This window comes from Flavobacterium sp. 90 (assembly GCF_004339525.1).
In the GTDB taxonomy this organism is placed as follows: Bacteria; Bacteroidota; Bacteroidia; order Flavobacteriales; family Flavobacteriaceae; genus Flavobacterium.
This window is the reverse complement of the sequence record NZ_SMGE01000001.1, coordinates 4,327,763-4,347,911: the sequence shown is the minus strand read 5'-3', so window position 1 is coordinate 4,347,911 and position 20,149 is coordinate 4,327,763. Positions and strand designations below refer to the sequence as shown.

The following is a 20,149-nucleotide window of genomic DNA, read 5'->3' as shown; positions in this document are numbered from 1 at the left end:
CGCTGATACACGCAGATTTTTTTTAAGACAATTAATTAAAAATCCGTTTTAATCCGCGTATAATATAATCCTATGATTTACATCCAGCTCGGGCGATCTGCGCCTTTTAAGTAATAATCAAAATACTGTTGCATTTTGTTTGTCCAGTCTTTTTTGTTTCCGGCATCTTCGAGAGTATGTCCTTCTTTTTTGTAGTTTACCAACCATGCCGGTTTTCCTAAACGACGAAGTGCAAAAAACAAAGATTGTCCTTCCTGATAAGGAACTGCGCGATCATTGTCATTGTGGAAAATAAGAATTGGTGTTTTTATATTCTTAGCTGAGAAAAGTGGCGAATTCTTAATATATCCCTCCAAATTATCATGCAAAGAACTTCCCATACGGTATTGATCGGCTTCGTATTTGAACATTGTTGAAATACCATTTGATCGCATAACAGGATAATTTGCCGTAAAATTACTTACGCCTGAACCTACAATCGCACAACTGAAAACATCTGTTTTTGTCGTTAAGAAAGAAGTTTCATAACCACCAAAACTATGTCCCTGAATCCCAATTTTTCCTTTTTCTGTAATGCCGCTTGCGATTAAATATTCTACTCCGCTAACTACATCATTGTAAACGCTATTTCCCGGCGCACCATAAACGTAATGTACGTCTGGCTGAAAAACAATATAACCTTTACTTACATAAGTTGGAATATTGATGTTTGAAGTACTAACTTCCGGTAAGTGATGCACATTAAATTCTTCAGTATGTTTTTCATAAAAATGAACAATTACCGGATATGTTTTTTTGCTATCATAGTTTTCAGGAAGGTATAGATTTCCTTGATTTTCTTTTCCGTTAAAATCTTTCCAGGTAATTAATTTGGAAGTTCCCCAAGCATATTCTTTTTGTTGCGGATTCACATCGGTAATTTTCTGTTGTGATCCAAAAGCTGAAGTTGCCCACCATAAATCAGGAAAAATAGTATAGCTTTCTTTGGTAAAAAGTACAGTTGAATTGTCTCCTGACGTTGCTTCTATTTTGGTATTATAATTCGCATCAGCAGATACTTTTGTGATTGTATTATTGGCAAATTTATAAACTCCTTTTGATTTATGAACGTTATCAAAACCAATTAAATTAAATGATTTTTTCTGATCTAAATCGCCAATATAGCCACTTTCGCTATAGCGTAATTCTACATTGTTTTTTCTGCCGTAACCCTGAGTTAGAGAATATGGTGCTTTTTTATTGGTAAGGTCAATTGCCCACATATCAAACTGATCGTAAATTACAATCGTGTTTCCGTTGTTTAACCAACCTGCAATTCCATAAGCAGTTACAAGTGATGTCATATCAACATTTTCATCAAATATTGGAAAATTAATCTGTGAACTAATATTTTTAAATTGCAATGTATTAGGATCAAAAATGGTCCATGCTTTTTGTTTTTCGTCGTACATAACTGCAAAAGTTCCCTGAGGATTCCATGATACACTTCCAAAAACTCCTGTAAGCACTTTAGTCGATTTTCCTGTTTGAGCATCAATCCAGTAAATATCATTTCGCTCATTAAATGTCCAGTCTACTTCTACTGTGTATGGCTTTTTATCCATTCCGAAAAAGCCTTTAAAATTGCCTGATTCAGGAATCGCTAACTGATCAAATTCTCCTGTTGAAGCTGCTTTAATGACTTTTTTATTTTTAATATCATAAAGAAATTTTTGTTCGCTTGGCAACGTTTTGGTATTTCTCAGCAATTCTTGTCTGCGCTCCATTGTTCCTTGCATTGATTTCCAAACTTCAATTTCTGATCTTGGAATCTGTGTATTTTCAGGACGCTGATTAGAGTTTACCTGCAACTGAATAATACTGCTGTTCTCGTCTAATCCGTAAGCTGATTTTGAAATCGAAAACGCAGGATCGTTTAACGTAATATCATCATAATTGAATAAAGAATTTACTGAATTGGTATTCATATTAAAATAATACACCAAATTAAAATCAGCGCTATTATTGCCTTTTAAGGTAAAAGTTCCGCCATTTTCATTTGAATTTAATTGAAAATCGCCAAAATCTTCTGCTTTTCCGCTATAGATTGTTTCTTGTTTTCCTCCCGGAATTCCGTGTTTTAGAAATACTTTTCCATCTTCTATCTGAACGTAAACAATCGCTTTATTATTTTTGATGAAACGAGATGCTTTTATGTTTTTGATTGATAAACTGTCATTCGTTTCAAGATTATAACAAACTAAACGCTGTAGAAAAAAATTGCCTTTTGAAGCCTCAGGACGTGTGTAATATAAAAAATCTGTTCCTTCAAGAGCACTTGTATAATGTTGGCTTTTCCAGAGTTTCTTAACTCCTGATTTTAGATTTTGCAAAAAAGTGCTGTCATTTACACTATATTGAATCCAGTCTTTTTTTCCGATAAACTTCAAATCATTAACATTATTCAAGACCAAACGTTTTCCTTTTGGCGCTTCCTGAATAATAAGCTGATTTGTATTTTCTTTATTCTCATCCTGAAAAACGGTGCTGTACGAGATCCATTTACCATTATAAGATAAGGCTTTGTTTCCTACTCTCTTCCATTGATCGTAAGTGGCTTCGTCAAGAGCTTTTTTTTGTGCCGATAAACTATGTACACTCAAAACGAGTGCACACAGTAAAAGTATTTTTTTCATATTGATTAAATTTTCAAAAGGAAATTATTCTTTTTTCAAAACATTAATTACATTGGTAAGTTCATCTACAAGCTGCCCAGGATTTCCTGAATATCCTTCAGATGTAAAACGAATTTGTCCGTTTTTGATCACTACTTTTCTCGGAATTCCGCTTGATTTAAAGATTGCTGCATAATTTGAAAACGATGCATTATTAGTTCCGCCGCCTTTTTTTACAAGATCAAAAAGTGTCGTTATTGTTAAACCTTTTTCTTTTAGATATGCCAAAGCTTCTTTTTTGTATCCTTCTTTGTTTTCTTGTGTACTGATAAAGTAAACTTCAACTTGTTTGTCTTCTTTAAAATTATTTACCAATTGCTGCATAGCAGGAAACGCTTTTTTGCAAGGTCCACACCAAGTTGCCCAAAAGTCGATTACAATAATTTTTCCGCTGTTTAAATTCAATTGTTTTGGTTTTCCGTCGGCAGTCAACACATTAATTGCCGGAGCTTTTACAGGCGCCATCAAAGCAATTTTTTCTTCGGGATTATTTTCTTTTTTTAGTTTCTCTAAATAAGCCAGGAAATCACTTTCTTTTTTTCCTTCTTTTAAATACTGCTCTTTTAATTTTTCCGTTGCTCCTTCTGATAATGCATTGGCTCTTGCCGCACTTTTCAAAACTTCTAAAGTTGGTTTATTTAAGGCTTCTAAAGCAGTAACATGAATGTCGTTGATACTTGCTTTTTCATAACGTTTTTGAGTTGGAAGCAATTCAAAACAATCCAAAACTTCTTTGTATTTCTTTAAAATGTTATACATACGAATCTGAATAACCATCTCATCATTCAACTGATTTTTTGCATTTTCAGTGGCTTGATTTGGCGACCAGTAAATTCCCTGCATGTATGACAAATCATTGATTTTTGCCTGCATTTCTTTGATCATTGGCACTGCCATAGTCTCAATTACTGTTGGTTCAACAGATTTTACATACAATGCTCTAGAGATATATTGATGATAACAATCGTTTATTGAGGCAAAATTCATTGTTGGAATAAGCTTTAAAACTGCTGCATAATCTTTGGCATCAAAATAGTAACCAAACACCATTTTAGAAACATTATCATACAAATAATTCTGTGATTCAGGAACTTCTGAACTATACGGAAAATCAGCTAAAAATTGAAGAGCAGCTTTATTTCTTTCAGCAGCATCAGCGATTGGAGCAATTTTCTGGAACGCTTTCAAACGCATAAAAGCTCCTTTAGGAAATTGTTTTATAATTACGGTTTCAAGAGAATCTCCTTTAACTTTATCATTCAGATCATACGCGTATAAATTTTGAACTTTTACAAAAACTTCTTCCGGTAAACCGTTCATTTTTTTTGTAAAATCTCCTAAAAATCGGTGTCCTAATTCATTAAATTTTTCCGGTTTCTGAACCTTTAATATTTTAATGTAAGTGTCAATAAATTTCGGAAAATTGTTTCCGTTATCTGCTACTTCTTTTTTTAACCAATATTCTGAAGCATCTCCTTCAATTGTAAAATCTTTAAAATATCCTGAAAATTGTCCATTAAAATCTTTGTTTCTAAAAGTTGCCCAAGCTAAATCTGCTCCGGGCATTTTTACTTTAGGTTCTTTAAAAACAACCAGCATATATCCAGTATCTTGACCTGTATCTGTCACTAAACCATTCTCCGTATTTGCATAAAATTTGAAAGCCATGAAGGCACAACTTTTTGGAACCGTAAAATCTGCACTCCAAACAGCGCCGTTTTTCTTCATTTTAAGATCTTCAATTTCCCAATTGTAGTCATTAAATACATAAGCATAACCATTGATTTCATTGATGTTTTCAAGTGGTCCGCCTTTAGCATCATACGTCATATTTAGTGTTGAACCCGGAATGGGAATATCTGGCATTCCGGTTAATCTCAACTTCGTTTCCTGACTTGTAACTTGTAAGGTAAAGGCGCACATTGCCAGTACCAAAAATTTGATATTTGTTATTTTTTTTAACATTTTGTTGTTTTTTTTATTTACCCAATTCAGGATTTAAATCAATATAGTTTTGATTAATTGGAAATACATATCCGCGACTATTTGGCTCAAGTGTATAAGTCACTGTTTTAAAAACTCTGGTATATGTTTTTTGAAAAGCAGGATCTAAGTTTAATCTGCGTTGATCAAACCAACGGAATCCTCTTCCAATAAGTTCTTTTTGTCTTTCTGTTAATGCCAGATTCAAAGCTTCTGCCTTTGTAGAAGCACTTAACTGATAAGTTGTACCTGTTTTGTAACGTTTTGCTCTTAAGATATTCAAATTGTCAACTGCCAGTTGTGTTTGTCCTAATCTTGCATAACATTCGGCCGAAATTAAATACATTTCAGGAACAGATACTCCAACATTTACTCCGTTTGTGTAACTATATGCTGCGATTCCAAATCCTCGTCCAGTGAATGATGGAAACAAATTAGTTCCTGGAATCGTGTAATAATTGTAGCGTAAATCATTGCTTTCAAAACTGTTTAACAACTCTGTAGACAAAGGCGCTCCATTGTAAGTTGGTAATAGCGTTTTTGAAAATATAACTTCTGGATTCTGGATCAAAACCGGATAACTATATCCTGAGGCAAATGTTTTTAAATCGTTTAAAGTATTTTGCATCGCCAATGCTTTTTGCGCATTATCCAAACTCAACTGATACGATCCCATATAAAGATACGTTCTCGCCAATAAAGCATAAACGGCTTTTTTTGAAGGAAGTACATTAAAATCCGGATTATCCTGAATGTTATTTGCTAATGCATCTTTTAAGTCAGAAAGAATCTGATCGTAAACTTGTCCAACAGTGCTTCTTTCAAGAGAAGAGAATAATTCCGGTTTTAATAATAGTGGAACTGCTTTTTCTGAATTGGCAGAAGTTGGATCAAATTGTGGTCCGTATGTATTTACCAATTGCAAATAAGCAAATGCTCTGTGAACAAAAGCTTCAGCATAAATTTCTTTTTTCTGTGCTTCAGTTCCGTTTTGGCTTGACATTACACCGTTTATGATCACATTGCTGTAATAAACTGTTTTGTATAAACCATCCCAACCTGAATCGCCTTGTGAAGGATCAAATATTCTTTCCTGCCAGCTGTAACTGTTTCCCCAAATGTTTGAAACCTTACTTTCATAGCTTGTCGGGAATTCTACATCGGCATCAGCCAAAAGATAAATTCCTCCTGAGCCACTCAGGTCGTTGTAGTTGTTTGCCAAACCTCTGTAATCAGAAGTATATTTTAAGATTCTGTTGTTTCCTACCGGTTCTACTTCAACATAATCTCTACAAGAGTTGAATAGAAATATTGGCAAGAATATATATAGTGTGAATTTTAGAAATTTCATAAGTCTATTTTTTAAAATTAAAAACTACAATTAAATTGTAAAGTATAATTACGTTGAGGCGCCAGTGTATTGTAGTTACCATTTGATAAGTATTGAGGATCAATACCTAAATCATTTTTAACCCATAATAAACCTAAATTTCTCGCAGCAAAATTGAAACTTAATGACTTTATAAAAGTTCTATCTAAATATTTTGACGGAACATTATAACCCACTGAAACTTGTTGTAATCTGATATTATCTCCAGGCAAAACATTAATATCAGCGTTTTGATATCTGTTTAAACTGTTATAACTAATGTTTGCTAAACCAGGAACATTTGTATTAGCTTCGTCTCCGGCTTGTCTCCATCTGTTGGCAATCAATTCGTCTTTTGCAACAGCACCATACTGAACTCCTGAATAAGATGGATAGTTTTGTAATACTGTATTTCTAAAAACGTTACCTGCATAATAAGTAATCTGAACTGCCATTGTGAAATTTTTAAATGAGAAATCATTCATGAATCCACCGAAATATGGTGCAACGGTAGTTCCCATTTTTTTCAAATCGCTTTTGTCAATTGCAGATATTCCTTGTGATGCATTTACAATTGTACCGTCGTTTTTATAAACTGTAGACTGTCCTGTTGCATCCAGACCTGCCCATTTATAAGCATAAAGTGTGGTTAAAGTAGTACCTACTATTGGAGCTGATCCAAAATATTGATTGGTACTTGTGGCAATAAAACGAGAATCTGTTACTTTATTTGTGTTGTAAGCAAAAGTAAGAGTACTGTTCCATTTGAAAGCGGAGTTCACAATAAGTCCGCCAAGGTTTACATCTACTCCATGTCCGTCTAATGAAGCGGTATTATAGTTCAAATAAGGCCAGCCATAAGTTGGGTTAAACGGTAAATTTGTTAGAATATCTTTTGACTTTTTATAGTATAAATCGACACTTCCGCGTAAGCGATTATTTAAAACTGCATAATCTAAACCAAAATTAAGTGTTGATGTAGTTTCCCATCTGATATTTGGATTCTCCGGCAATGAAATATAAGCTGTTGGCAATTGTGTATTATAATCAATTGATCCAACGCCAATTATAGCACTTTGACTTCCAAAACCACCACCTGGAGCACTTCCTGATTTACCATAGGTTATTCTTGCAGATAAATTATTCAACCAGTTTACCTCTCTTAGAAAGAATTCTTTATTAACATCCCACTTTCCTCCTACGGACCATAATGGTAATGCTCTGTTTTTTCTTGAAGCTCCTAATAAATTGTAATCATCAAAACGTACACTTCCTGAAACGTGATATCTGTTCATGAAATCATAAGAACCTAAACCATAATAAGATAAATAACGGTCTCTGTATTTAGAAATACTATTATCCGAAGTTCCTATAATAGTCTGCCATCCGTAAATAGTCGTATAATATTCTGTTGGATTTACAGATTGTCCGGAATTTGTATCGGTATTGTAACCGTAAAATCTTTGGCTTGATCCTTCTCTGCGTTCTTCTCTGATTTCTGAACCAGCTAAAAAGTGTAAACCATTGTTTTCATTAAAATTCTTATTGATATTCATTTGAATACGCATACTTTGAGATTCATTGTCAGAAAGTGTGTTGTATAAGTAAGATCCAACCGGAATTCCATAAACCAATTTACCAGACGTATCTACAGAAGTTGCTTCATTGATTGCATTTCTGGAATAATAACTGTCTAATTCACTTAATGATCTGGTTTTATTTTGAATAGAAGTAAACATTCCTGCTGCTTCAAAATTTAACCAGTTTGTAACTGTAGCCGTTAAACTTGCATTTAATCTAATGTTGGCTCCTTTTGTAATTACGTTAGAATAATTTAACTCATCAAGATAATTATAACTCCAAGGCAAATATCCTTGTGCTTCAAATCCTTTTGCTACTTCTGGTCTGAAAATAATGTAGCGGTCAATTCCTTTTCCGTTTTCATCAGCAATCATATCATAAGGACGCAATGCCGAAGAAGATACATTTGACAAGGCTTCATTAACTGTATTATTTGCCTGAAAACTAGACGAAACATAATTGAAACCGGTATTTAATTTTAAAAAACTTTTAATTTGAAAAGAGTTGTTTAAAGTTATATTGTACGATTTAGATTCGTTTCCTCTCATTGCAGCCTCATCTTTATTATATCCTAAAGACAAGTAATACGAGCTTTTCTCTGTTCCTCCGTTAAGAGATAAATCATATTGTGTAGTTATGGAGCTTCGTAATAAATATTTACTTATTTGACCTAAATTATCATTTTGAGCTAATTTGTCTAACAATTGATCTCTTTGTGCCATAGAAATGGTTCCTCTTTGTTGCTGAAACATAATTTCCTGAGCTGCACTTGGGTTTTTAGCCTGCCAGTTGCTGATATCATCTGATACAAATCCGCCTGCAACCAGGTCTTTTTCGTAATCAATGTATTGCTTTGTATCCATGACACGCAATTTGCCCAAATTCATTTTATCACCCATTGTTGTAGTGGTGCTAAAATTGATTACCGGCTCTCCTTTTTTACCTTTTTTGGTTACAACAACAACAACTCCATTTGCCGCACGAGAACCCCAAATAGAAGCCGCCGCAGCATCTTTTAATACGGTAACACTTTCTACATCATCAGGATTAAGGTAACTTAAGATTGACGAACCTGAAACTCCTCTTCTGCTAAAACTAAAATCATTTATAGGTTGTGGAAAACCATCGATAACGATCAACGGAGAAGTTACACTATAACTATTGGTTCCTCTAATGGTAATATTACCGGTTCTTGGATCAACATTTACGCCTGCCATTTTTCCTTCCAGTCTTGATGCAAGATCTACAGTTGGTACTTGCGCAAGTTCTTTGGCTCCCATTACTTCAAAAGATCCTGTTACTCGTTCTTTAGGAATATCAGTATATCCGTTTGATGCTACAACTTCAACTCCTGTCAATTCCATTACATCTTGAGACAATACTGCTTTTACGAATTTTCTATTGTTTACGGCAATCTTTTGTGATTTGTATCCTAAATAATCAAATCGGAGTGAATCACTTGCAACAACTGTCATTCTGAATTCTCCTTTTTCACGTGTAATATCCCAGTTTTTATTACGCAATAACACTACGTTTACGCCTATTAACGGATTTCCGTTTTTATCGGTAACAATACCGCTAAGTTCATATTCTTCTTCTTGTACTTTTTTGACTTTTCTAATTACAATCTGCTTATCTATAATACTGTACGTTAATCCTGTATTGGCTAAAGCAGTTTTTAAGATTTGCTCAACTGTTCCGTATTGATTTAAATTAACTTTTTTGGTAGATGAAATTAAGTCATCATTATAAAAAAATACGTAATCGCTTTTTTGTTGAATAGTAGAAAAGAGGGTTTGCAGCGAAGCTCCCTGAACCTTTACTGAGATTTCATTTTGTGCTTTGGCACTATTAGCATAAATACTGGTTAATCCTAAATACAGAACTAAAATGAATACTCTCATAATTAAAATAAAAGTAAGGTTGATGATTTTTTTAGGCAATAGAAAGCCTATATCATGATTTTTATTCATAATTTTGTTTTAGTTATTTCAATAATTGCATTCGCAATTAAAATTTACATAAGCCAAGAGATGTTCGAGCATCTTTTGGTTTTTTTTTGGTCTGGTTAAATTAGCTATGTTTTTTTTCTTCTTTTTTATATCATAGGCACTTCATAATTTTAGTCATTAGCATTTTTTAATTAATAGTAATTTTTCGGGTTGTTTCATCATAAACAAACTCAAGACCTGTTGTTGCTTCTAATGTTTTAACCACTTTATCTAAATCGTCATTCAGTTTAAATGCACCTGAATATGTTTCGTTTTGATCTTTTGCTTTCATTACAAAAGAAACATTGTAATAGCGCGTTAATTTGTCTAAAACCAATGGAAGTTTTTCCTGCGAAAACTCATAATATCCTTTTCTCCATGAAAATAATGGTTCCACATTTTGAACTGTCGTTTTAATGCTTTGATTCCTTTTGTCTAAAGAAGCAATCATTCCCGGTTTAAGAATAGTTTGCAAAGTATCGCTGCTAAAAAATCCTTTTTTCGCGTAAGCTACTTTTACTTTTCCACGTAATAATGCTGTCGAAACTTTTGCATCAGTAGGATAACAACTCACATTAAATAATGTTCCTAAAACTCGAACACTATAATTATTGGCTGCTCTCACAAAAAATGGTTTTTCGGCATTGTGCGCTACATCAAAAATTCCTTCGCCTTCCAAAAACACTTCTCTGTTTTTGGTATTAAATGCCGTTGGATAAATTAACTTTGAGCCTGAATTCAGCCAGACTAAAGTTCCGTCTGCCAAACTCAAATGAGCTCGTTTTCCGTAGGGAACTAAAACCGTGTTGAATTGCGCTTCTGCAGAATTCTTCTGATCGATTTGTTTGTTGTTAACATTTACTTTATTTCCTGACGCATCGTAGGCAATTGTCGTACTGTCTCCAACGGTAATAGCTTCCTGATTTGCCAAAACCAGTTTTATATCTTTACTTTTTTCAAAAGAAGCTTTTTCTGTGCTTTTTGCAAATTGCTCGATTGAACTAATTGACACAAATTGTGGTTCTTGTTTGCTGGTAATCAAACCTGCAAAAAGTCCAAAGAAAATTAACAATACGGCAGCCGCACTCCACGAAATTGTTCGAAGTCTTTTTCTTCTGGCGCGCTGTTTTTCAAATGCAATACTTTCTGCGATTTTTGATTTTAAATCAGCATTGGTTTCTTTTGATAAAATTTTGAAATTTGGGTACAAAATATTTTTCTTTTTAGATTCTCTATATTAGTAAGAGAAACAAAAAGCAAAAACATAGACAAAAAATTTAATCTTTTTTTAAAGTTTTTTTAAAGTTTCTTTCTAAGTTCCTTCAAAGCCCTGTAAATTAAGGTTCTGCAGGATTCTAAGGTAATTTCTAAAGTAGAAGAAATTTCTTCATAAGATTGATCTTCAGTAAATCTAAGATGCAAAGCCTGACGCTGTTTTTTGCTTAAAGAAGTTAAAGCCAATGCCAGATTTGCGTGTTTTGTGAATGTGGTTTCACTGGATATAAGTTCATCTTCTGCTGAGTCGGTTTTATAAATACCTTCGGCAACAGAATCCAAACGTACCACTTTGGTTTGAGATTTTAATTTTTTGAAAATATCACGCTGAATCGATTTAAACAAATACGATTTAACAATAACTTCATCTGCAAGATTTTTACGGTAACGATAAAGATCTACAAAAATATCATGAATTGCATCTTGTACTAAAGCTTCGTCATTGGTATAATTTATCCCAAAAGTATATAAGAGATCTACGTACCGATCATATAATTTATGATATGCATCGACATCTCCTTTTTTGATTTGACTCCACAGATCTATATCTTTCTTAACATTCTCCATTCAAGATAAACCCGTTTTATGAGTTACTTTCACAAAACTAAATAATTTCAAACACTCCTAATTTATTTTTAAAAAATATTTTAATCTTTTAAAAAAATTACCAAAAAGATAAAAATAACATAGCATTTTATCTATTTATTCAAAATTTACCATTAAAAACTTACTCTTCGGCAATTTCATCAAATTTAGATTATTAATTATTTCCTTGTTTTATAAAATCAAATTCAAGTAGCAAAATTATTTGTAATAATTGCCTATCAAAAAAAAATAAAAAATTCTCGGTTGCGCAAAATTCCATCAAAAACTTGTTTTTTCTACACAAAATTAAAAACTCTTATTTGATCCTTTATACCGAATTTCGGTTCGAGTATTTAATGCTATTTGTCGAAAGATAAAAGAAGCGAAAAGTCCTTTTTTCATTTTTCTTCATTAGAAGCTACTTCAACTACTAATGAGTATTAAAGGCTATATTAATCATTCAATTATAAATTATTAAGGATTTACAATTAACCTTGATAAAAATCAAATTTAGGTACGCATTGCGGATAATTAAACAAATTTGGATCTATAATTTTACCCTTGGAAAAAAGAATTTTAAAATTTTAAATTAAACTAAGAATATGTCTGATTTTTTAAAACAATTCGGAGAAGATCTCAAAAAAAATGTAGACGGCTTTATCGCAGTTGCCGTAACCGAAATCAAAAACGGAATGTCATATTATACTCAATCTGTTGTGAGTGATTTTGACCCTGAATTAGCTTCTGCATATAATCTCGAAGTCGTTAAAGCAAAAATGAATGCAATAAAAGCTTTAGATCTAAAAAATCAGGTAATTGACAGTATTATGATTACTCTTACTTCTCAAATTCATATTATTGACGTTTCTGATAATGGAGAATATTTTATTTATTTAGCTGTTGATTCTACTAAAGCAAATCTTGGTTTGACAAAGTCTATACTTAATAAATATAAAAAAGAAATAGTAAGTAAACTATAATTGTTGTTGTTAAATTAAAAGAGAATATTTACTTAAATATTCTCTTTTTAATTTATGATGTTTTTTTTTTAGATATAGGTTTCTTATATTTAATCCATAAAACAAATATTTCAATAATGGAATTACAGGGATATTTCGAAAAATATCACAATGAAGAAACCTGCATCGAAGATTTCAAAAATAAGCGTCTAAAAAATGGCTTAGTTTGCAAGAAATGTTCAAATAATATACATTCTTTCAGAAGAGTTGACTTAAAATTTCAATGCACTAAGTGCGGAAAAAGAATTGGCCTTCGATCTGGCACAGTTATGGAGAATTCAAACTTGCCTTTTAAATATTGGATGATCTGCATAGAATTAATGACACTATCCAAAAGAAGATTTTCTATACTACAACTACAATACCTCTTAGGTCATAAACGTTACGAGCCAATTTGGTTAATGGTTCAAAAAATTCGTTTTGTAATGCAGCAAAGAGATGAAAAATATCTCTTAAGACCTTATTCCGAATTTGATTCTGAATTTCTTAGGGAAATGGAAAAATTCACAGATTCGAAAAAGAAAATTCGCATTAAGTAACAGGATTATTAAAACCACACATAAAACAATATCTAATTGAAACATGTCCTACTTAGATTCGTTTAACTTCGTTTGATTCTCTTTAATTTTACCATTCCTACTTATACACTTATTTTAGACTATTGATAGCGTCACAAAAATATAAAATCTAGAATAATATTAGTATTTTATCACAGCTTTGATTACAAATTTTCTTTATGGCGTTTCCCGGCGGGTCGGGCTGTCCGCTAAATCTTTTGTGATAGGGCTTTAGAAAAACAGAAGAAGTGTAGTTTATCACAAAAGGATACCGCTTCCATCCCTAACGCGCTCTGGTTTAAAAAAGAGATTTACTTTTTTATCAGAAATTCCAATTCTAAAACTTCAAGATAAAATTCCAAATTTCAACCCTTAAAAAGACTTTTCATTCCTTTTTTTGTTGTATGCGCTACTAAACCGAACTTTAAATATCCAGACCCATTTAAATACAGAAAATACCTCTTAGCGTATTTTGGATCAACACAAAAACCTGCGCAGAAACATAAAATATTTTGTATTTACTAATTATTTTAACCCCAAAGGGCGTAATTTTTTTTTATTAGTAAGGTTTTATATAAACGCAAAGTTCGCCAAGCTATATTGATAAAGCTTTGCGAACTTTGCGTTTAATGAGCATAATCTATAACAAAAAAACTTTGCGTCCTTTGCGGTAAACCAGCTATTTTACTTAAGAAATTTATATAAAACAAAAAATCCTCATCAAATAAATGATGAGGATTCTTTAAAGAAAGGCGACGACATACTCTCCCACATAACTGCAGTACCATCTGCGCAGGCGGGCTTAACTACTCTGTTCGGGATGGGAAGAGGTGAGCCCCGCCGCAATAACCACCTTAAGGTTGTTAGTTGTTGGTTTCTGGTTGTCGGTTGATGGATTTCTCCAACAACTATCAACTATTAACCATCAACTGCTCTTGCGTCGAGCAAATATTTTAACATACTGAGATAAAGAAAAGTACTTTTATTTACTATTTTAGAAAGTTTCTCCCCGCACCTTGCGGTGCGGGAAAAGGTGTACATAAGCTTACGGATTATTAGTACTACTCGACTATGACATTACTGCCTTTACATCTATAGCCTATCAACGTGGTCATCTTCCACGATCCTTAAAAGAAATCTCATCTTGTGGTGGGTTTCGCGCTTATATGCTTTCAGCGCTTATCCCTTCCAAACGTAGCTACTCTGCGGTGCCCCTGGCGGGACAACAGATACACTAGAGGTTTGTCCAATTCGGTCCTCTCGTACTAGAATCAGATCCACTCAAATTTCTAACGCCCACAGTAGATAGAGACCGAACTGTCTCACGACGTTCTGAACCCAGCTCGCGTGCCACTTTAATGGGCGAACAGCCCAACCCTTGGGACCTTCTCCAGCCCCAGGATGTGACGAGCCGACATCGAGGTGCCAAACCCCCCCGTCGATATGAGCTCTTGGGGGAGATCAGCCTGTTATCCCCGGCGTACCTTTTATCCTTTGAGCGATGGCCCTTCCATGCGGAACCACCGGATCACTATGCTCTACTTTCGTACCTGATCGACCTGTATGTCTCTCAGTCAAGCTCCCTTATGCCATTGCACTCTACGCACGGTTACCAAGCGTACTGAGGGAACCTTTAGAAGCCTCCGTTACTCTTTTGGAGGCGACCACCCCAGTCAAACTACCCACCAAGCAATGTCCCCCACAATATGGGGTTAGGCCTCAGATAAACAAAGGGTTGTATTTCAACAATGACTCCACAACGCCTGGCGACGCCACTTCACAGTCTCCAACCTATCCTACACATCATTTATCCAAGGTCAATACTAAGCTATAGTAAAGGTGCACAGGGTCTTTTCGTCCCACTGCGGGTAAACGGCATCTTCACCGTTACTACAATTTCACCGAGCTCATGGCTGAGACAGTGTCCAGATCGTTACACCATTCGTGCAGGTCGGAACTTACCCGACAAGGAATTTCGCTACCTTAGGACCGTTATAGTTACGGCCGCCGTTTACTGGGGCTTCAATTCAATGCTTCTCCGAAGATAACATCTCCTCTTAACCTTCCAGCACCGGGCAGGTGTCAGGCCCTATACTTCATCTTACGATTTTGCAGAGCCCTGTGTTTTTGATAAACAGTCGCCTGGACCTCTTCACTGCGGCCAGCTTGCGCTGGCGACCTTTCTCCCGAAGTTACAGGTCTATTTTGCCTAATTCCTTAGCCATGAATCTCTCGAGCACCTTAGGATTCTCTCCTCAACTACCTGTGTCGGTTTACGGTACTGGTACTAATTACCTGAAGTTTAGAGGTTTTTCTTGGAAGCCCTTAGGCGCACTATCTCTTTGTCCGAAGACTCCGAGTACTATCGTATTTCCCCAAGATCTGTGGATTTGCCTGCAGATCTTATAGGTAGGTACTTCAACGAACTATTCCGTCAGTTCGCGGCGCTTTCATCACTCCGTCACCCCATCACAGTAATTAGTAGTACGGGAATATTAACCCGTTAGCCATCGACTGTCCCTTTCGGGTTCGCCTTAGGACCAGACTAACCCACAGCTGATTAGCATAGCTGTGGAAACCTTAGTTTTTCGGTGTGCGGGTTTCTCGCCCGCATTATCGTTACTTATGCCTACATTTTCTTTTCTAACCAGTCCAGCATACCTTACGATACACCTTCAACCCTGTTAGAATGCTCCCCTACCACTTACAATTGCTTGTAAATCCATAGCTTCGGTAATACGCTTATGCCCGATTATTATCCATGCTCGTCCGCTCGACTAGTGAGCTGTTACGCACTCTTTAAATGAATGGCTGCTTCCAAGCCAACATCCTAGCTGTCTGGGCAGACAAACCTCGTTCTTTCAACTTAGCGTATATTTGGGGACCTTAGCTGATGGTCTGGGTTCTTTCCCTCTCGGACTTGGACCTTAGCACCCAAGCCCTCACTGTTATGAAACATTATATAGCATTCGGAGTTTGTCAGGAATTGGTAGGCGGTGAAGCCCCCGCATCCAATCAGTAGCTCTACCTCTATATAACTTTAAACATAACGCTGCACCTAAATGCATTTCGGGGAGTACGAGCTATTTCCGAGTTTGATTGGCCTTTCACCCCTACCCACAGGTCATCCGAAGACTTTTCAACGTCAACCGGTTCGGACCTCCACTGTGTGTTACCACAGCTTCATCCTGCCCATGGGTAGATCACACGGTTTCGCGTCTAACACTACTGACTAAAGCGCCCTATTCAGACTCGCTTTCGCTACGGATCCGTGGCTTAACCACTTAACCTTGCCAGCAACGTTAACTCGTAGGCTCATTATGCAAAAGGCACGCCGTCACCCCACGAAAGGGCTCCGACCGCTTGTAAGCGTATGGTTTCAGGATCTATTTCACTCCGTTATTCACGGTTCTTTTCACCTTTCCCTCACGGTACTGGTTCACTATCGGTCTCTCAGGAGTATTTAGCCTTAGCGGATGGTCCCGCCAAATTCAGACAGGGTTTCACGTGCCCCGCCCTACTCAGGATACCACTATCTATTATACTTGTTACCCATACGGGGCTATCACCCTCTATGGCGTCACTTTCCAGTAACTTCCGGTTCCTTGTACATAAAATGTCGTGGTCCTACAACCCCAACAATGCCGTAACATCATTGGTTTGGGCTAATCCGCGTTCGCTCGCCACTACTTACGGAATCACTTTTGTTTTCTTCTCCTCCGCCTACTTAGATGTTTCAGTTCAGCGGGTTTGCCCACCTATCGGTGTACTATGTCTTCAACATAGTGGGTTGCCCCATTCAGGTATCTACGGATCAATCGGTGTGTGCCCGTCCCCGTAGCTTTTCGCAGCTTATCACGCCTTTCATCGCCTCTGAGAGCCTAGGCATCCCCCATACGCCCTTATTTTGCTTATTGTACCAATCTTGTTATTTAAAACAAGACCGTTTTTTTTTGTCTTTTACAATAAATTGTAAAAAACGCTTTCTACTTTTTATTATTTTCTTATCTCAATATGTCAATGAACTTTTATTTGGTTGTTTGTTTTTAGTTATTAGGTAAACCTATCAACTTTAAACTATCAACTGACAACTAAATCAGTGGAGAATAACGGAGTCGAACCGTTGACCTCCTGCGTGCAAGGCAGGCGCTCTAGCCAGCTGAGCTAATCCCCCATTTTTAAATGATGAGTTATGAATTATGAGTTATGAATTCACTCATAAACGCTCAACTTCTAAAATTTCCTTTTTTTCTCAAGTTAAATAGTAGTCCCGGGCAGACTCGAACTGCCGACCCCTACATTATCAGTGTAGTACTCTAACCAGCTGAGCTACGAGACTCTGTTTTTCTTAAGTTTTTCATTATTTTTTTAAATTAACAGCAAGAGTAATTGAATCTTAATATTCAGAACCTATAAATAGACATCTTTTTTCCTCAACGTGTTGACAAGTCAACTAACATTCGAGGCTCTAGAAAGGAGGTGTTCCAGCCGCACCTTCCGGTACGGCTACCTTGTTACGACTTAGCCCTAGTTACCAGTTTTACCCTAGGCAGCTCCTTGCGGTCACCGACTTCAGGCACCCCCAGCTTCCATGGCTTGACGGGCGGTGTGTACAAGGCCCGGGAACGTATTCACCGGATCATGGCTGATATCCGATTACTAGCGATTCCAGCTTCACGGAGTCGAGTTGCAGACTCCGATCCGAACTGTGACCGGTTTTATAGATTCGCTCCTGGTCGCCCAGTGGCTGCTCTCTGTACCGGCCATTGTAGCACGTGTGTAGCCCAAGGCGTAAGGGCCGTGATGATTTGACGTCATCCCCACCTTCCTCACAGTTTGCACTGGCAGTCTTGTTAGAGTTCCCGACATGACTCGCTGGCAACTAACAACAGGGGTTGCGCTCGTTATAGGACTTAACCTGACACCTCACGGCACGAGCTGACGACAACCATGCAGCACCTTGTAATTTGTCTTGCGAAAAATCTGTTTCCAAATCGGTCAAACTACATTTAAGCCTTGGTAAGGTTCCTCGCGTATCATCGAATTAAACCACATGCTCCACCGCTTGTGCGGGCCCCCGTCAATTCCTTTGAGTTTCATTCTTGCGAACGTACTCCCCAGGTGGGATACTTATCACTTTCGCTTAGCCACTGAAATTGCTTCCAACAGCTAGTATCCATCGTTTACGGCGTGGACTACCAGGGTATCTAATCCTGTTCGCTACCCACGCTTTCGTCCATGAGCGTCAATCCATTAGTAGTAACCTGCCTTCGCAATTGGTATTCCATGTAATCTCTAAGCATTTCACCGCTACACTACATATTCTAGTTACTTCCTAATAATTCAAGTTTAACAGTATCAATGGCCGTTCCACCGTTGAGCGATGGGCTTTCACCACTGACTTATTAAACCGCCTACGGACCCTTTAAACCCAATGATTCCGGATAACGCTTGGATCCTCCGTATTACCGCGGCTGCTGGCACGGAGTTAGCCGATCCTTATTCTTACGATACCGTCAAGCTCCAACACGTTGGAGTGTTTCTTCTCGTATAAAAGCAGTTTACAATCCATAGGACCGTCATCCTGCACGCGGCATGGCTGGATCAGGCTTGCGCCCATTGTCCAATATTCCTCACTGCTGCCTCCCGTAGGAGTCTGGTCCGTGTCTCAGTACCAGTGTGGGGGATCTCCCTCTCAGGACCCCTACCCATCGTAGCCTTGGTAAGCCGTTACCTTACCAACTAGCTAATGGGACGCATGCTCATCTTTTACCGTTGTGACTTTAATAGTAGAATCATGCGATTCAGCTATACTATGAGGTATTAATCCAAATTTCTCTGGGCTATCCCTCTGTAAAAGGTAGATTGCATACGCGTTACGCACCCGTGCGCCGGTCTCTAGCTCCGAAGAACTATACCCCTCGACTTGCATGTGTTAAGCCTGCCGCTAGCGTTCATCCTGAGCCAGGATCAAACTCTTCATCGTATATTTTAATATTATATTGCGATGTTTTCTCTATCGGTTCTTTTCGAATCTCTCGATTCTATTACTCTTATTCTTTTGTTTTAACATCTCTGTTAAAACGGCTGTCAATTCAATATGTCTACGAACGTGTTTCTTTTTTGTTTCGCTTGTTTCTCAAAGCGGGTGCAAAAGTAGAAAACTTATTTCTAACTGGCAAATGTTTTTTGAAGTTTTTTTAAAGAAAATTTTCGTTTCTTTTTAACTTCTCAACTTACCAATCTTTCAATGAACTTTCCCTGTTTTTCGGGGTGCAAATGTAATATCCCTTTTCGAATCTCACAAGCTTTTTGGAATCTTTTTTTGAAAATAAATTTTTCGTTTTAATTCGTTTGCTTGTCAGTATTTCTGTGAACGTCTATCGCTGTTGCGGGTGCAAAAGTAGGTAGTTTATTTACATTTACAAGCCTTTTTTTAAACTATTTTTAATATATTTTATAAGTAGCTGGTTTGGAGTTTTTTACAACTCAAAGTTTTTTCTCTGTTTTTGGGATTTTATGCTTTTGGGGCGTTTTTAACGCAAAGATGCAAAGATTCTTTTTGTTTGGATGCGTTTTAAGAAGATCGCTAAGCCGGGGTTTATTGGCGTTTTCTTAATCTCACAAAGACGTTATACTTGATTTCTTTGGCTTTTTTAATCTCGCAAAGACGCAAAGGCGCTAAGTTTTTATTTTCATGACTGATCTTTCTTTTGAAAACCTCTGCACTAGCCCCGATAATAGCGGAAATCCTTTTGTGCCGGGGTTCGGCACAAAAGATTGAAGTGGATAGCGGGAAATAGCTCCTTATACTTATCGTAAAAGCTTCGACTTCGCTCAGCTGGACAAAGACTACTCTTATATATATGTACAAATAATAACCCCGACAGGTTTTTGAAACCCGTCGGGTTGTGGATCGAGATTCTTCCTTATATATTAGGAGTGTGGTTTTATACTTATATATATGTATCCCTCTATAAAATCTTAATTATTGTTAAACTAATTATTAATGATGATTTATAAAGCTTCTGAAACCAATTAAAACACAAAAAAAGATTCAAAAACAAGTATAAAC

7 protein-coding genes, 2 tRNA genes, 3 rRNA genes and 1 pseudogene are annotated in these 20,149 nt (G+C 36.3%); 2 read left to right on the top strand and 11 right to left on the bottom strand.

The window, feature by feature from the left end; translation table 11 throughout:
• Nucleotides 1–77 precede the first annotated feature (77 nt).
• The 6 genes from C8C83_RS18190 to C8C83_RS18165 all read right to left on the bottom strand — a co-directional run bounded on the left by C8C83_RS18190 (nt 78) and on the right by C8C83_RS18165 (nt 11,480).
• Nucleotides 78–2,675 carry a prolyl oligopeptidase family serine peptidase gene (locus C8C83_RS18190; RefSeq protein ID WP_121329793.1) on the bottom strand — a complete coding sequence of 866 codons (2,598 nt, stop codon included), beginning with the start codon at nt 2,673–2,675 and terminating at the stop codon, nt 78–80.
• 24 nt (nt 2,676–2,699) lie between these two features.
• Nucleotides 2,700–4,679 carry a TlpA disulfide reductase family protein gene (locus C8C83_RS18185; protein ID WP_121329792.1) on the bottom strand — a complete coding sequence of 660 codons (1,980 nt, stop codon included), beginning with the start codon at nt 4,677–4,679 and terminating at the stop codon, nt 2,700–2,702.
• A gap of 13 nt (nt 4,680–4,692) precedes the next feature.
• Nucleotides 4,693–6,048: a RagB/SusD family nutrient uptake outer membrane protein gene (locus C8C83_RS18180; protein WP_121329791.1), complete on the bottom strand. Its 1,356-nt coding sequence runs from the start codon at nt 6,046–6,048 to the stop codon at nt 4,693–4,695.
• A 17-nt stretch (nt 6,049–6,065) separates the two neighbouring features.
• Complete coding sequence (locus tag C8C83_RS18175; RefSeq protein ID WP_121329790.1) at nt 6,066–9,620, bottom strand: SusC/RagA family TonB-linked outer membrane protein; 3,555 nt, start codon at nt 9,618–9,620, stop codon at nt 6,066–6,068.
• A gap of 166 nt (nt 9,621–9,786) precedes the next feature.
• Complete coding sequence (locus C8C83_RS18170; protein ID WP_121329789.1) at nt 9,787–10,848, bottom strand: FecR domain-containing protein; 1,062 nt, start codon at nt 10,846–10,848, stop codon at nt 9,787–9,789.
• 89 nt (nt 10,849–10,937) lie between these two features.
• The gene (locus tag C8C83_RS18165; RefSeq protein ID WP_121329788.1) at nt 10,938–11,480 is read right to left on the bottom strand and encodes a sigma-70 family RNA polymerase sigma factor; all 543 of its coding nucleotides are present in this window, start codon (nt 11,478–11,480) and stop codon (nt 10,938–10,940) included.
• Nucleotides 11,481–12,100: 620 nt separating this feature from the next.
• Here C8C83_RS18165 and C8C83_RS18160 point away from each other — a divergent pair.
• Together C8C83_RS18160 and C8C83_RS27415 are read left to right on the top strand one after the other, a co-directional pair.
• Nucleotides 12,101–12,478, top strand: a complete 378-nt coding sequence (locus C8C83_RS18160) for a hypothetical protein (protein WP_121329787.1) — start codon at nt 12,101–12,103, stop codon at nt 12,476–12,478.
• 116 nt (nt 12,479–12,594) lie between these two features.
• A pseudogene (locus C8C83_RS27415) lies at nt 12,595–12,993 on the top strand (IS1595 family transposase); the annotation flags it as partial.
• An 828-nt stretch (nt 12,994–13,821) separates the two neighbouring features.
• On the opposite strand, the gene rrf reads toward C8C83_RS27415, so the two are convergent.
• The 5 genes from rrf to C8C83_RS18130 all read right to left on the bottom strand — a co-directional run bounded on the left by rrf (nt 13,822) and on the right by C8C83_RS18130 (nt 19,060).
• A 5S ribosomal RNA gene (gene rrf / locus C8C83_RS18150) occupies nt 13,822–13,931 on the bottom strand.
• 178 nt (nt 13,932–14,109) lie between these two features.
• Nucleotides 14,110–16,991 (bottom strand): 23S ribosomal RNA (locus C8C83_RS18145).
• 183 nt (nt 16,992–17,174) lie between these two features.
• Nucleotides 17,175–17,248, bottom strand: a tRNA-Ala gene (locus C8C83_RS18140).
• A 91-nt stretch (nt 17,249–17,339) separates the two neighbouring features.
• Nucleotides 17,340–17,413 (bottom strand) — tRNA-Ile (locus C8C83_RS18135).
• 133 nt (nt 17,414–17,546) lie between these two features.
• Nucleotides 17,547–19,060 (bottom strand): 16S ribosomal RNA (locus tag C8C83_RS18130).
• The 16S, 23S and 5S rRNA genes sit together here with 2 tRNA genes alongside, the layout of an rRNA operon.
• Between the last annotated feature and the right edge of the window lie 1,089 nt (nt 19,061–20,149).

What these genes read in the sequence shown, in the direction of transcription:
- C8C83_RS18190 (WP_121329793.1), bottom strand. Translation starts at nt 2,675, where the DNA reads ATGAAAAAAATACTTTTACTGTGTGCACTCGTTTTGAGTGTACATAGT.
- C8C83_RS18185 (WP_121329792.1), bottom strand. Translation starts at nt 4,679, where the DNA reads ATGTTAAAAAAAATAACAAATATCAAATTTTTGGTACTGGCAATGTGC.
- C8C83_RS18180 (WP_121329791.1), bottom strand. Translation starts at nt 6,048, where the DNA reads ATGAAATTTCTAAAATTCACACTATATATATTCTTGCCAATATTTCTA.
- C8C83_RS18175 (WP_121329790.1), bottom strand. Translation starts at nt 9,620, where the DNA reads ATGAATAAAAATCATGATATAGGCTTTCTATTGCCTAAAAAAATCATC.
- C8C83_RS18165 (WP_121329788.1), bottom strand. Translation starts at nt 11,480, where the DNA reads ATGGAGAATGTTAAGAAAGATATAGATCTGTGGAGTCAAATCAAAAAA.
- C8C83_RS18160 (WP_121329787.1), top strand. Translation starts at nt 12,101, where the DNA reads ATGTCTGATTTTTTAAAACAATTCGGAGAAGATCTCAAAAAAAATGTA.